The organism is Rossellomorea vietnamensis, from assembly GCF_008180415.1.
GTDB lineage: Bacteria > Bacillota > Bacilli > Bacillales > Bacillaceae_B > Rossellomorea > Rossellomorea vietnamensis_C.
In genome coordinates this window covers 56,270-68,924 of the sequence record NZ_VTEI01000015.1, presented here as the reverse complement: position 1 = coordinate 68,924, position 12,655 = coordinate 56,270, and the positions used below count along the sequence as shown (strand labels likewise).

The 12,655-nt window shown below is 45.3% G+C and carries 11 protein-coding genes; 10 read left to right on the top strand and 1 reads right to left on the bottom strand.

Annotation, left to right across the window (positions count from 1 at the left end):
• Positions 1 to 13 precede the first annotated feature (13 nt).
• The 5 genes from FZC78_RS19750 (at position 14) to FZC78_RS19730 (ending at position 5,690) form a co-directional block, all read left to right on the top strand.
• Positions 14 to 976 carry an aminoimidazole riboside kinase gene (locus FZC78_RS19750; protein ID WP_148941804.1) on the top strand — a complete coding sequence of 321 codons (963 nt, stop codon included), beginning with the start codon at positions 14 to 16 and terminating at the stop codon, positions 974 to 976.
• Positions 973 to 2,421: a glycoside hydrolase family 32 protein gene (locus FZC78_RS19745; RefSeq protein WP_148941803.1), complete on the top strand. Its 1,449-nt coding sequence runs from the start codon at positions 973 to 975 to the stop codon at positions 2,419 to 2,421. The genes FZC78_RS19750 and FZC78_RS19745 overlap by 4 nt, the downstream gene beginning before the upstream one ends.
• Positions 2,422 to 2,551: 130 nt before the next feature.
• Positions 2,552 to 3,007, top strand: coding sequence for a DUF305 domain-containing protein (locus FZC78_RS19740; RefSeq protein ID WP_148941802.1), 456 nt, complete (start codon positions 2,552 to 2,554; stop codon positions 3,005 to 3,007).
• Between the two features lie 563 nt (positions 3,008 to 3,570).
• Positions 3,571 to 3,726 (top strand): DUF1540 domain-containing protein, encoded by a 156-nt coding sequence (locus tag FZC78_RS19735; protein ID WP_113926903.1) that lies wholly within the window; start codon positions 3,571 to 3,573, stop codon positions 3,724 to 3,726.
• A gap of 281 nt (positions 3,727 to 4,007) precedes the next feature.
• Positions 4,008 to 5,690: a glycoside hydrolase family 13 protein gene (locus tag FZC78_RS19730; RefSeq protein ID WP_148941800.1), complete on the top strand. Its 1,683-nt coding sequence runs from the start codon at positions 4,008 to 4,010 to the stop codon at positions 5,688 to 5,690.
• Positions 5,691 to 5,815: 125 nt separating this feature from the next.
• Here FZC78_RS19730 and FZC78_RS19725 read toward each other — a convergent pair whose 3' ends face one another.
• Entirely contained in the window at positions 5,816 to 7,018 is a 1,203-nt protein-coding gene (locus FZC78_RS19725; protein ID WP_148941799.1) for an NAD(P)/FAD-dependent oxidoreductase, read from the bottom strand.
• Positions 7,019 to 7,170: 152 nt separating this feature from the next.
• Here FZC78_RS19725 and FZC78_RS19720 point away from each other — a divergent pair, with 152 nt between their 5' ends.
• The 5 genes from FZC78_RS19720 to FZC78_RS19695 all read left to right on the top strand — a co-directional run bounded on the left by FZC78_RS19720 (position 7,171) and on the right by FZC78_RS19695 (position 12,644).
• Positions 7,171 to 7,956 (top strand): SDR family oxidoreductase, encoded by a 786-nt coding sequence (locus tag FZC78_RS19720; protein ID WP_148941798.1) that lies wholly within the window; start codon positions 7,171 to 7,173, stop codon positions 7,954 to 7,956.
• Between the two features lie 461 nt (positions 7,957 to 8,417).
• Entirely contained in the window at positions 8,418 to 9,035 is a 618-nt protein-coding gene (locus tag FZC78_RS19715) for an acetate uptake transporter (protein WP_148941796.1), read from the top strand.
• 183 nt (positions 9,036 to 9,218) lie between these two features.
• Positions 9,219 to 10,457 carry a substrate-binding domain-containing protein gene (locus FZC78_RS19710; RefSeq protein ID WP_435874182.1) on the top strand — a complete coding sequence of 413 codons (1,239 nt, stop codon included), beginning with the start codon at positions 9,219 to 9,221 and terminating at the stop codon, positions 10,455 to 10,457.
• Between the two features lie 728 nt (positions 10,458 to 11,185).
• Entirely contained in the window at positions 11,186 to 11,953 is a 768-nt protein-coding gene (locus FZC78_RS19700; protein ID WP_148941793.1) for an ABC transporter ATP-binding protein, read from the top strand.
• Positions 11,937 to 12,644, top strand: coding sequence for an ABC transporter ATP-binding protein (locus FZC78_RS19695; protein WP_148941901.1), 708 nt, complete (start codon positions 11,937 to 11,939; stop codon positions 12,642 to 12,644). Before FZC78_RS19700 ends, FZC78_RS19695 begins: the two co-directional genes overlap by 17 nt.
• The last annotated feature ends 11 nt before the right edge of the window (positions 12,645 to 12,655 follow it).

Below are 12,655 nucleotides of genomic sequence, written 5' to 3'. Positions count from 1 at the left end.
GAGGAACACATACATGAAAAATGGAATCATCTCGCTTGGAGAAGCACTTATCGATTTTATCCCTTTAGATAAAGAGAATATTTCCTATCAAAAAAGCCCCGGCGGTGCACCTGCCAATGTTTCTGTAGGATTGGCGCGATTGGGTGCCAGGTCTTCGTTTTTAGGAAAAGTGGGCAAGGATGTATTGGGGGAGTTTTTACAAAAAACCCTGACAGATTACGGAGTGGGGACGGAACAGCTGTACTTGACCCGGGATACAAGGACGGGTGTCGTGTTTGTCACCAATGCTGAGGATGGCGAAAGAAGCTTCGACTTTTATATCGATCCAAGTGCAGACCGCTTTCTTACAGCTGATGATATTAAAGAAGAAGATTTTGTTTCGCATCAGATTCTTCACTTCGGTTCAATTTCGATGATCTCCAGTCCGGCCAAAGAAGCAACACATCACGCAGTGAAGCTTGCTAAGGAAAATGGGATGCTGGTTTCTTATGACCCTAACCTAAGGCTGGGATTGTGGGATTCAGAGGAAAATGCCAGAACTGTCATCGAAAGCATGCTGGATCAGACAGATTTCCTCAAAATCTCTGAAGAGGAATTGGAGTTCATTACAGGTGTGAGTGATTTTGAGGCAGGGCTTGAAAAAATGAAGCCTTACAATATTCCTCTGATGATCATTACAATGGGGGCGGAAGGATGCCGCGTCTATACCAAGGATGGACATAGACATGTTCCAGCCATGAAGGTACAGGCGGTGGATACAACGGGTGCGGGCGATGCTTTTGTATCCGGCATGCTCTATCAGCTTCATGAATATGAAGGGGATATTCAAAGCCTGCCGATTGAGGCAGCAGCAGAGATGGCTGCCTTTGCCGCGATTTCAGGTGCGCTTGCCGCTTCGACAAAAGGAGCGATGACCGCCCTGCCGACACTGGAAGAGGTAAAACAGCACCTCGGCGGAGGAGGCTCACGCAAATGACAAGGGACCAGGAGTTAAGGTCACAAGCTTATAAAGAAATGGAAAAAAACCGCCGTCTAGTGGAGGAAGATCCTTATCGTCTGAAGTACCACCTCATGCCGCCGGCCGGGCTGCTGAATGATCCCAACGGCTTCATCGAATTTAATGGTGTCTATCATCTTTATTATCAATGGATGCCTTTTAAGACCGGTCACGGAGCCAAGTTCTGGGGGCATTATTCTTCTGAGGATCTTGTCCATTGGAAACATGAAGAAATTGCGTTGGCACCTTCCAAGTGGTATGAAAAAAATGGCTGCTATTCTGGAAGTGCTATTGAGCATGAGGGTAAACTTTATGCCTTTTATACGGGCAATGTAAAAGATGATGAGGGAAACCGGGAGACCTATCAGTGCCTTGCTGTTTCAGAGGATGCTGTCCATTTTGATAAAAAAGGTCCTGTAGTGGACCTGCCTCAAGGACTCACGCCTCATTTCCGTGATCCTAAAGTCTGGGAGCAGGACGGCCGCTATTTCATGGTGGTTGGTGCCCAGACGGAAGCATTAAATGGAGCAGCTGCTCTTTTAAAATCAACCGATTTGATGGATTGGAGCTATGAGGGAATCATTGCTGGCGGAGATAACGGCAAGCTTGGTTACTTTGGATATATGTTTGAATGCCCCGATCTGTTTTCTCTTGATGAACAGGATATCCTTGTTTTTTCTCCACAAGGGCTGGAACCGAGCGGAATACGTTATCAAAATGTCTACCAGGCGGGCTATGTGATTGGGCAGTTTGATCCGGAAGCCGGTGAATATCAGCACGGAGAGTTTGATGAACTGGACAGGGGTTTCGATTTCTATGCTCCGCAGACGACACTTGACCACAAGGGCAGGAGGCTGTTGTTTGCCTGGATGAGCGTGCCCGATCAGAATGAGCAGGAGCATCCGACGGTTGAGCATAAGTGGCTGCACTGCATGACGATACCGAGAGAGCTGAAGCTGGTGGATGGGAAGGTTCATCAGGTGCCGCTCGAGGAGCTTGCAGAGTTGCGGAATGGTAAGGCTCTGGAATACTCGGTTAACCTTATTAAAGAAAATTGCAGTTTTGAAGGTGTGGAAGGAAACGCAGTCGAACTGGAATTGACCGATATTTCATTTGAAGGCGGCTGGATGGATATTGCCTTTGGTGATGGCTGCAGGGTCATGTATAATCCAGGGACCAAGCTGTTTACTTTAGAACGTAAGAGCTATGTTGATGGCACCGTGGAAAAACGGCAATGCCAGATGGAGGAATTGACTTCTTTGAGGGTTTTCCTCGATACCTCTTCCATAGAAGTCTTCTTGAATGGCGGGGAAGAATGCTTCACTTCTCGTATCTATCCATCGCCAAATGACCAAAGCATTACCTTCAGTGCATCTGGAAGTACAAGTTATACATTATATAAGTGGAGTTTAACTTCACCGTAGTACACAAACGCTCCGAAAGGGCTGGTCCTTTGCGGCGCATTCGTGCTTTAAAGTGCGAAAGTAATCTAAGAATACTCCTTTAAAATCCGGGTAGTAGTAATATAGACCAGATTTCAAAGGAGTGAATTTTATGAAACCCTATCTAAGGTTTGGAGCGATGGTGCTGACGTCGACCATTGTCATGTTCCTGTTCAAGTATTTAAGCACATATAAAATTGATCATATTTTCTTCAGTGAAACAAGGGCCTACATGGCATTATTAATGGGAGCGACGATGGCTGTCATCATGCTGGCCTTCATGACGCACATGCTGAAGAATAAGAAGGTCAATATCGGGATCATAGCTGGAAGTGTCCTCATCTTCATCGTCTCGCTTTCCCTTCTTCGCAGCCAGGCGACCGTGGACGACCAGGATTATATGGAAGCAATGATTCCGCACCATTCTATCGCAATTATGACCAGTGAACGTGCTGACATAGACGATCCGCGGGTTGAAGAACTATCGAAAGAAATCATTGAAGCCCAGCGTGAGGAAATTGCGGAAATGAAAAGCCTGATTGAAGATTTGGAAGAGAAAGAGGAATAATGGTTCTTTTGTAAAGAGGGCTCCATGGTCTATACGTGGAGTCCTTTTTAAATGGCTGTTTTAAAAGAATTGGATTTACGCTTCGGGTATTAGGAGAGAGTGGTTGGCTTTCGTTTTAAGAAACCCTGCTCCGCTGGGAGGACGCTTGATGGAGTGGACCTTATTGCGAAAGCTGTCTTTCATTTCCTTAATTACCAGCGATGAAAATAAGGGAACTTTTTTCCGTTAAATACAAAGCCAAGCTTATTCGAGAGTAAATAAAGGAAGAGTTTTCTCTTATATGACAAAAAAACACATTTTTTTAGTGTATTAAGTTGAATAAGGGAAATTTCTTCCTCTATTTTAGCTGCCTTCAATGTTTTTAAGTAATTAAGGGAATTTTTTTCCTCTTTTTACTATCCATAATACTGAACCCGCTGGAAAGGGGCGCTTGCGCTTTTTTAATAGAAGAGGGGGAAAGAGGTTAATAATCTTTCATATGGGTATATATCAATTAAAGGTACAATCTTCTCCAACTATTATTTAGAGAATACGTTCTACTAAAAATAAGGAGGTGTACAGTTATGGCACAGGATGTTTTATGCGAAGTCAATAACTGTGTATACAACAGAGATGGCCGAAAGTGCACGGCTGATCAGATTTTCGTCAGCAGCCATAGCAGCAGCAAACCGAGGAAAAGTGAAGAAACGGACTGCCAGACATTTGAACCCGAAGCTTAATAGAAAAGGAAGAGACAGCCACGCGGGCTGTCTTTTTTTGTGTGCTGGATGCTTTCCTGATATTCCCTCTATTGTTGCAAGCGTTTTCACCACCCGCCTCGCGGAGTCGTGCGGCTGGAGCGGAAATCTTTTTTAACGGTCACAACCTCTGCGGAACAATCTAAAAGAAATAAGTTTGGACGGTTTCCCCATATGAATATGGGGAAGCCCAGACTATCAATGCAACCGTTTGCATGATATAATAAAATCATTATTTTACTAGAAAAGGAGAGACACAATATATGAGCAAACAATGGTGGAAAGAAGCGGTCGTTTATCAAATTTATCCTCGAAGCTTCATGGATTCGAACGGTGATGGGGTAGGCGATATCAATGGAATCATTTCAAAACTGGATTATCTGAAAGAGCTGGGAATCGATGTCATCTGGTTATCGCCTGTGTACCAATCCCCGAATGATGATAATGGCTATGACATCAGTGATTACCGCGGCATCATGGACGAATTCGGCACAATGGATGATTGGGACCGCCTTTTGGAAGAAATGCATAAGCGCGGACTTAAATTGATCATGGACCTTGTCGTGAACCACAGCTCGGATGAACATGCATGGTTCGTGGAATCAAGGAAATCAAAGGACAATCCTTACCGTGATTACTACATCTGGAGGGAAGGAAAAGACGGGAAAGAACCGAATAACTGGGAATCCTGCTTCAGCGGTTCTGCTTGGCAGTATGATGAACAGACTGAAGAATATTTCCTTCACCTTTTCAGTAAAAAACAGCCGGATTTAAACTGGGAGAATCCCAAACTGAGAGAAGAAATCTATGACATGATGAAATTTTGGCTGGATAAAGGAATTGACGGCTTCCGTATGGATGTCATTAATTTCATTTCAAAAGTGGATGGCCTGCCGGATGCACCATTACCTGAGGGACGGAAATATGCTCCAGGCGGCGATTATTATATGAACGGACCAAAGATACATGACTATTTGCAGGAAATGCATGAAAAGGCCCTTTCCGGCTATGATGTTATGACAGTCGGTGAGATGCCGGGCGCCAATGTGGAAGAAGCTAAGCTTTATACAGCGGAAGACAGAAAAGAAGTCAACATGGTCTTTCAATTTGAACATGTTGACCTGGACTCAGGGCCGGGCGGAAAATGGGATCTCCGCCCACTGAAATTAAGCGACCTTCGCGACAGCTTCACAAAGTGGCAAAAAGGGCTGGAACAGGAAGGCTGGAATAGTCTATACCTGAATAACCACGACCAGCCGCGCATGGTGTCACGCTTTGGAAATGACAAAGAGTACCGGGTGGAATCTGCGAAAATGCTGGCGACATTCCTTCATACCCTGAAAGGAACTCCGTACATTTACCAGGGCGAGGAACTTGGTATGACAAATGTTAAGTTCAATTCAATCAATGATTACGAGGACATTGAGATAAAGAATATGTACCGTGAAAAGGTCATTGAAAATGGGGAAGACCATGAAAAAGTCATGAAATCCATCTATGTAAAAGGCCGGGACAATGCCAGGACCCCGGTTCAATGGGATGACAGTGAGCATGGCGGCTTTACAACAGGAACTCCTTGGCTGCAGGTGAACCCGAACTATACAGAAATCAATGCAAAGCAGGCTGTGGAGGACCCAAATTCTGTTTTCCATTACTATAAAAAGTTGATTGAACTGCGCAAAGAAAACCCGATCATGGTGTACGGTTCTTATGACCTCCTCATGCCTGACCATGATAAAATTTATGCTTATGTAAGAGAGTACGAGGGTGTGAAAATGATCGTCATGCTGAACTTCTCAGCTGACACACCGGTGTTTGAACTGCCGGCAGAACTCCAAGGCGGCAGCAAAGAACTGTTCATAGGCAACTATGAGGTGGATGGAGAAGAAGACATCAATCAAGTGGAGCTCCGTCCGTATGAAGCGCGTGTGTATCTTGTAAAATAAGCAGAACCAAATAAGAGAGGTGTCCCGTAAAAGCGGGACACCTCTCTTTACTATTTTAAAGCGAGAAAAGGACAGTCTCTCTTTGTGCTTAAAGTTTTAAAGGAATCTGTCAGCTTAGTCTTTTTCTAACGCTCCAGCTTAACAATATCTGCCCCTTCAGTGACATTTCCCTGAAGCAGATCTGCTAGTATCTTCGCCCCGAGCATGCTGTAGACCGTCCCATTTCCTCCATACCCAAGGAGACAGTAGGTTCGTTCTTTTCCCGGGACTAATCCGATGAATGGCAGGTTGTCCAGTGACTCGCCGAAGCTTGCACCCCAGGCATGGGAGATAGCAATATCGAGATGGGGAAACAGCTTTCTGATTTCATCAGCAATCCTTTTGCCATGCCTGTCAATGATTTCCCGGCTTTCCGGAGCATGAGGAATTTCCTCATCCAAGCCGCCGGCAATAATGCGGTTATCATTGGTTGTCCGCAAATAAAAATAAGGCCTGTCCGTTTCCCAGATCAAAGCTCTGTCCCACCAGGCTGAAAGATCAGCAACCGGCTCAGTGGCAATAGCATAGGAGCGGTTGATCTTCGTGCCCAGACTCTTACCCGCCATCGACGCTTCGTACCCCGTGCAGAATATTACATGTTTTGCTTTCAGGTTCCCCCGGGAGGTTTCAAGTACTATATAATCTTCCTTTTCTACCGTGTTGGTGACTTCAGTATGTTCAAAGAGATCGGCCCCATGCTCCCTTAAGAACTGCATAATCCCCATTACAAATCGATAAGGGTTCACCTCAGCATCGCGTTGTGTAACCAGCGCCGCCGGTTTTGTAAACGGCATATGTTTCTCTAAATCCTTATCAGTCCAAAAATGAACAGGAAAACCATGTTTCTTCAAAGCCTCATATTCATCATGAAGCTTCCCAGCATCTTCTTCCTTGCTTGCAAAACATATGCTGTTTCTTCTTTTAAAATCCACATCAAAAGGTATTGAATCAGCCGCTTTTTCCAAATGGTCGACAGCCTCCAAGCATAACTTATAAAAGGTGACAGCACGATTTTCGCCAATTTGATTGATCAGCTCATGAAGCATGATGTCGTTCGAGTATTGCAAAAGACCTGTATTGGCAGAGGAACTTCCCGCTCCGGCCGCCCGCTTATCCACCAATGCCACTTTCAATCCTGCCTCCACTAGTGTATAAGCACACAGAACACCGGACAGCCCGGCACCTGCGATGACGGCATCATAGTGGTCATCCGGCAGGAAAGCCTTCTCTTCATTTTCTGTTGGGGTAAAAGTAGTCGGCCAATAGAGGCTTCCATTATGCAGCTTCATGAGATTTCCTCCTAAATCAATTTCTAACATATTCCCTGAATGTCAGCCCGATTAAACCCTTTACCGTATTAAAGTACAAAGCACTGCAGCACGTTTCACCGCCTATTTTTCCGGGAAGATGATAGAAGACACTCAAATAGGAGGAATTCTAAATGAGCAAGACAATATTCATTACCGGCGCAGGAAGCGGGCTGGCACGTGGTGCAGCACTAGGGCTTGCGAAGAAAGGCCACCGCATCATTGCGACGACAGAGATAACACCACAGAAAACGGACCTTATGAGAGAAGCAGAGGATCAGGGATTGGATATGGAAGTATTCAAGCTTGATATCACCAATCCACGGGACCGCGCCCAGATCGAAGACTACGACTTTGATGTATTCGTTGCAAACGCGGCCATCAACGAAGGCGGCCCGTTGGCAGAGGTACCTATGGACAGGTTCCGCGCATTATTTGAAGTCAACGTTTTTGGAACACTTGAAACGGTTCAGATTGCCGCTCAGAAATTCATGAAGAAGAAAAGCGGAAAGATCATTTTCATGAGTTCCATGGCAGGCATTTCCGCAACACCATATGTCGGTCCTTACACAGCCACAAAACATGCGGTGGAAGGAATTGCGCAGACTCTAAGAAATGAACTGGAGCAATTTGGTGTCCAGGTCGCAACCATCAACCCTGGTGCCTTCGAAACAGGCTTCAACAAACGAAGCGCTGAAGAAATTTTCAAATGGTTCGATGAAGACAAAAATCTTACACCAATAGAAGACATCACAGAGCAGCAAAAAGGACTGGAAGACCAGTTCGACCCGCAGGATATGATCGAAAAAATGATCGAAATCATCCCGGCGGATCACCATAAATTCCGCACTGTCCATCCTAAGGAAACGGAAGAACAGCTGAAAAAAACCCAGAAGGAACGCTGGGAAATGGATATCTAAACAGAATGATGAAAAGCCCGTCTGAACCAGGCAGCATCAGGTTCAGACGGGCTTTTTTGCTGTCAGAATCACCTTTCACGGGAGTTAAACAAACGTTTGATTAATAAAAATCACGTCAAAAAAGCATAATAAGTACTTCTAGGCACCGCACTATGAGTGACTATCTGGAAACGTACCGTTATCTAAGGGGATCTCAATTAAATTGGTACGATTAGCCGAGAAACGTACCGTTATCTAAAGGGATCTTAATTAAATTGGTACGATTAGTTGGAAAACGTACCATTATCTAAGAGGATTTCATATTTAATAGGACGATTAGCCGGTCAACCTGCCGGAAACTAAAAACTGCCTCTCATAATGAAGGACCCATGCCGCCGGTTGAGTCTGGCAAATTTATTCCATTGACTCACGCAGCCAAATCCAGTAGATTACATAAGTATTGCTTTTTTTAGGAGGAAAATATGGATACTCAGAATCAAACACATGTAAAGATCACAACAGCAGATCCATCTGCCCTTGGCCTGTTCGGGCTTGCAATGGTGACATTGGTTGCTTCGTCTCAAAAGCTGGGGTTAACGGAAGGACTTTCTCTCATTCTGCCATGGGCGTTTTTCTTGGGCGGATTGGCACAATTAATTGCAGCATTGCTGGATGCTAAACACAATAATATTTTTGGAACAACGGCCTTTGCCGCATTCGGACTATTCTGGTTCGGTGTAGGGATGTCCTGGTTGATTCAATTAGGAGCCTTTGGCGAAACATTGGCTGCCAACGCTGATCCAAGGCAGTTAGGGTTTGCGTTCATCGGATATTTGATATTCAGTGTCTTCATGACAATCGGAGCTTTGGAGACGCATAAAGTATTGTTTTTCATTTTTGTTTTCATTGATTTCTTATTTATCGGGCTTTCCCTGAGTACTTTCGGAATCTTTCATGATGCCACTCATATGCTGGCCGCAATTGCAGAGATGTGTATCGCCTTGCTGTCTTTCTATGGATCTGCAGCAATCGTATTGAATACTCATTTTGGACGGGTTTTCCTTCCAATCGGAAAGCCGTTTGGGATTTTTAAAAAATAAGAGGCCGCACAGATACCCTACTTATAAATAGTTACTAACAAAAAGACTTCCTTTAACCGGGAAGTCTTTTTTTCGATTAGAAGCACTGAAAGCACTTTCAACCTATTTGTAACTCGGTTGTAACTGCCATTATTTATGATGAGGACAGCAGTTGATCTTATCTTGAATGAGGGGGAAATATGTATGGCTTGGAAGCGGTATGGTATTGGTTTACTGATGGCTTTGCTTGTCGCAGTATTCATGGTTGGTTGCGGAAATAATGAAGAGGCTGCCGGAACCGAAACGGACAGCGGGAGCGGAGGAGATGAGGCACAGGAAACGGTGAAAGTCGGAGTGCTTGCTTCATTGACAGGAGCTCTTGAAGCTTATGGAGATCAGACGAAGAAAGGCTTTGAACTTGGAATTGATTTTGCCACAGATGGAACCGGTGAAGTTGCCGGCAAGAAAATTGAAATTATCTATGAGGATACGGAAACAGACCCTAAGGTAGCGAGACAAAAAGCCCTTAAATTGCTGGAAGAAGATAAGGTCGATTTCCTGGTCGGTTCTTCCAGTTCCGGGGATACATTGGCGGTTACGCCGCTTGCGGAGGAATACGAGAAGATCATGGTAGTTGAACCAGCGGTAGCAGACAGTATTACAGGATCTGAATTCAACGAATATATTTTCCGGACAGGACGCAACTCTTCCCAGGATGCAGTGGCAGGTACCGCCGCTATCGCCAAGGAAGGCGTCAAGATTGTCACACTTGCTCCAGATAACTCCTTTGGACGTGACGGTGTAGCTGCTTTTTCGACAGCTGCTAAAGATTTAGGAGCAGACATTGTACACGAAGAATTTGCAGATCCTGTTGCAACAGACTTCACGGCAAACATTCAGAAAATCATCAATTCAAAACCGGATTACCTGTTTGTCATCTGGGCTGGGGCCAACTCTCCTTGGAACCAGATTTCCGACATGAAGGTGCAGGATCAAGGAATTAAGATCTCAACAGGTGCACCTGATATTGCCGCACTTGCCACAATGAAGCCGCTTGTGGGCATGGAAGGCTTCACGGTTTATTATCATGACCTTCCTGATAATGAAGTTAATGACTGGCTTGTTGAAGAACATAAGAAACGTTTTGACGGAGAGGTTCCAGATCTTTTCACTCCAGGCGGAATGAGTGCTGCCATCTCAATTGTGGAGGCGCTGAAGCAATCCGAGGGTGATACAGATTCGGCAAAATTGATCGAGACGATGGAAGGAATGAGCTTTGAGAGTCCTAAAGGAACGATGACCTTCCGCGCCGAAGACCATCAGGCTATGCAGTCCCTGTACGCCATCACCTTGGAGGAAAAGGATGGTTTCGATTATCCAGTACCGGTCCTGAAACGGGTTCTGACACCTGAAGAAACAGAACCGCCAATCCTAAATCAATAATCATGTAAAAAGCTGCCCTTGCCAATTCTTTGGTGAGGGTATGCATTCTCATTGAATGAGGTAAAGCTCTGTCACCAAAAACGTATGCAAATTTTAAGAGAAAGATATGAAAAAGGAACTAAATGATGATATCTATTAACCAATTCATGTGTGCAGTTTTTTTACTAATGTCCTTTATAAAAGGCTCTCTTTTAATGGCTATTTCGGATGAATTGTTTCTTTCAGTAAAATTACAAGTGCCGGAACTTTCTCGGTTAGAGTTGCTCTTTTCTTTCTTGGTTACCAAGATGCTTTAGATGAAATATCCCGAAAATTTTAAAGTAAAGCAACAAAGTTTAATAAAAGGAATTTCTTGAAGATTTTTGTTTTTGAATATTTTATTACTCTATCATACTCATACAGAAGGATTGGAGCGGAAGGCGTACGATCTCCTGCGGGACTAGCGGGACAGGTGAGACCCCAATCCAGTTGCAGCGCCCAGTCCCTCGGGGTCAAATAACCCAAAGCGAATAAAAGGAAAGACCGCCTTTTTTTCGCTTTGGAACATTTGCCTGTCGGGCCTGAGCAGGGCGCTTCCACTTTTTTAAAAGGCGAAGCAGAGGAGGCTCACCGCCCGCCCCGCGGAGTCGTAAGCCTGAAGCGGAAATCCCTTGCTCATAATGCAGCAACCATCTTTTCAAAATGTTGCTTACAATAACACCCTTTACAAAAGAAACGAGGTGAACTCCATGCAAGACATTCTGAAATCAGAAAACCTGTCAATCGATTTTGGCGGCCACCGTGCAGTTAATGGAATCACAGTAGCCATCAAGGAAAAGAAATTTACTTCTGTCATCGGTCCGAATGGCGCAGGAAAGACGACGTTGTTTAACCTGTTAAGCGGACAGCTGTCCCCCACCGAAGGGAAAATCATTTATAAAGGAGAGGATATCACATCCTTGTCCCCGACCGACCGGGCCAGGAGGGGAATCGGACGATCTTTCCAGATCACCAATGTATTCCCCAACCTGACCGTCCTTGAGAACGTCAGGCTCGCTGTCCAGTCCCAGGCGAAGGTCCGCTATCAGATTTTTGCCCATTACAAGCACTATAAAGCCATGAGGGAAAAAGCTCTGGATCTGCTGGAAGTCGTGCTGTTGAAAGAAAAAGCAGACACGATCGCCGTCAATCTGGCTCATGGAGAAAAAAGAAAGCTGGAAATCGCGATGCTGCTTGCACTGGAAACGGATGTCCTGCTGCTGGATGAGCCGACGGCAGGCATGTCCATCGAAGAAGTACCGGCCATTCTGGAAGTAATCAGAAAAATCAAGGAGCAGGGAGAGCGGACGATCGTCCTGATTGAACACAAGATGGATATGATCCTCGATTTGTCGGATGAGGTGCTCGTCTTGTTTCACGGAGAACTGCTCGCCCAAGGCAGTCCTGAAGATATCATGGAGAATGAAACGGTGCAGTCTGCTTATCTGGGAGGGTTGTATGATGAACACCTTGCTTGAGTTGAAAAATGTCCAAACACATATCGGCCAGTTTCACATTTTGCATGATATTTCCTTTGAAGTTCCCAAAGGCGAGGTAACCGTGCTGCTGGGCCGGAACGGATCGGGAAAGACAACGACGCTGAGGACGATCATGGGCTTGAACCCGGCAACTTCCGGAAGCATCCATTTTAAAGGAGAGGAAATTAAAAAGTGGAAGCCCTATCTGGTCGCGAAAAAGGGGATCGGTTACGTCCCGGAAGATCAAGGGGTTTTTGCGGATTTAACTGTCGGGGAAAACCTTCGTGTGGCCATGCAGAAGGAGGATGAGACGACAGCAAAGCTTCTGGAATGGGTCCTCGATCTTTTTCCGGATCTCAAGAAATTTTGGAAGAAGCCGGGCGGCCAGTTGAGCGGCGGGCAGAAGCAGATGCTTGCCATAGCCCGCGCCTATGTGAATGACAATGAACTTCTTTTAATTGATGAACCGAGTAAGGGGCTGGCCCCGATTGTAGTGGAAAAAGTAATGGAAACGATTCAGCAGATGAAGGAAAAAACGACTATTGTACTTGTGGAGCAGAACTTTATCATGGCAAGCAAAATCGGGGACAGCTTCCATATCATTGATGACGGGCAGACGGTCCATAACGGCATGATGAGGGAGCTCAAGCAGGATAAAGCTTTAATGAAAAAATACCTTGGAATCGCTTAGGAGGTGGAGAC

Excerpts from the sequence above, each read along its gene's own strand:
- FZC78_RS19750 (WP_148941804.1), top strand. The coding sequence starts at position 14 with ATGAAAAATGGAATCATCTCGCTTGGAGAAGCACTTATCGATTTTATC.
- FZC78_RS19745 (WP_148941803.1), top strand. The coding sequence starts at position 973 with ATGACAAGGGACCAGGAGTTAAGGTCACAAGCTTATAAAGAAATGGAA.
- FZC78_RS19740 (WP_148941802.1), top strand. The coding sequence starts at position 2,552 with ATGAAACCCTATCTAAGGTTTGGAGCGATGGTGCTGACGTCGACCATT.
- FZC78_RS19735 (WP_113926903.1), top strand. The coding sequence starts at position 3,571 with ATGGCACAGGATGTTTTATGCGAAGTCAATAACTGTGTATACAACAGA.
- FZC78_RS19730 (WP_148941800.1), top strand. The coding sequence starts at position 4,008 with ATGAGCAAACAATGGTGGAAAGAAGCGGTCGTTTATCAAATTTATCCT.
- FZC78_RS19725 (WP_148941799.1), bottom strand. The coding sequence starts at position 7,018 with ATGAAGCTGCATAATGGAAGCCTCTATTGGCCGACTACTTTTACCCCA.
- FZC78_RS19720 (WP_148941798.1), top strand. The coding sequence starts at position 7,171 with ATGAGCAAGACAATATTCATTACCGGCGCAGGAAGCGGGCTGGCACGT.
- FZC78_RS19715 (WP_148941796.1), top strand. The coding sequence starts at position 8,418 with ATGGATACTCAGAATCAAACACATGTAAAGATCACAACAGCAGATCCA.
- FZC78_RS19710 (WP_435874182.1), top strand. The coding sequence starts at position 9,219 with ATGGCTTGGAAGCGGTATGGTATTGGTTTACTGATGGCTTTGCTTGTC.
- FZC78_RS19700 (WP_148941793.1), top strand. The coding sequence starts at position 11,186 with ATGCAAGACATTCTGAAATCAGAAAACCTGTCAATCGATTTTGGCGGC.
- FZC78_RS19695 (WP_148941901.1), top strand. The coding sequence starts at position 11,937 with ATGAACACCTTGCTTGAGTTGAAAAATGTCCAAACACATATCGGCCAG.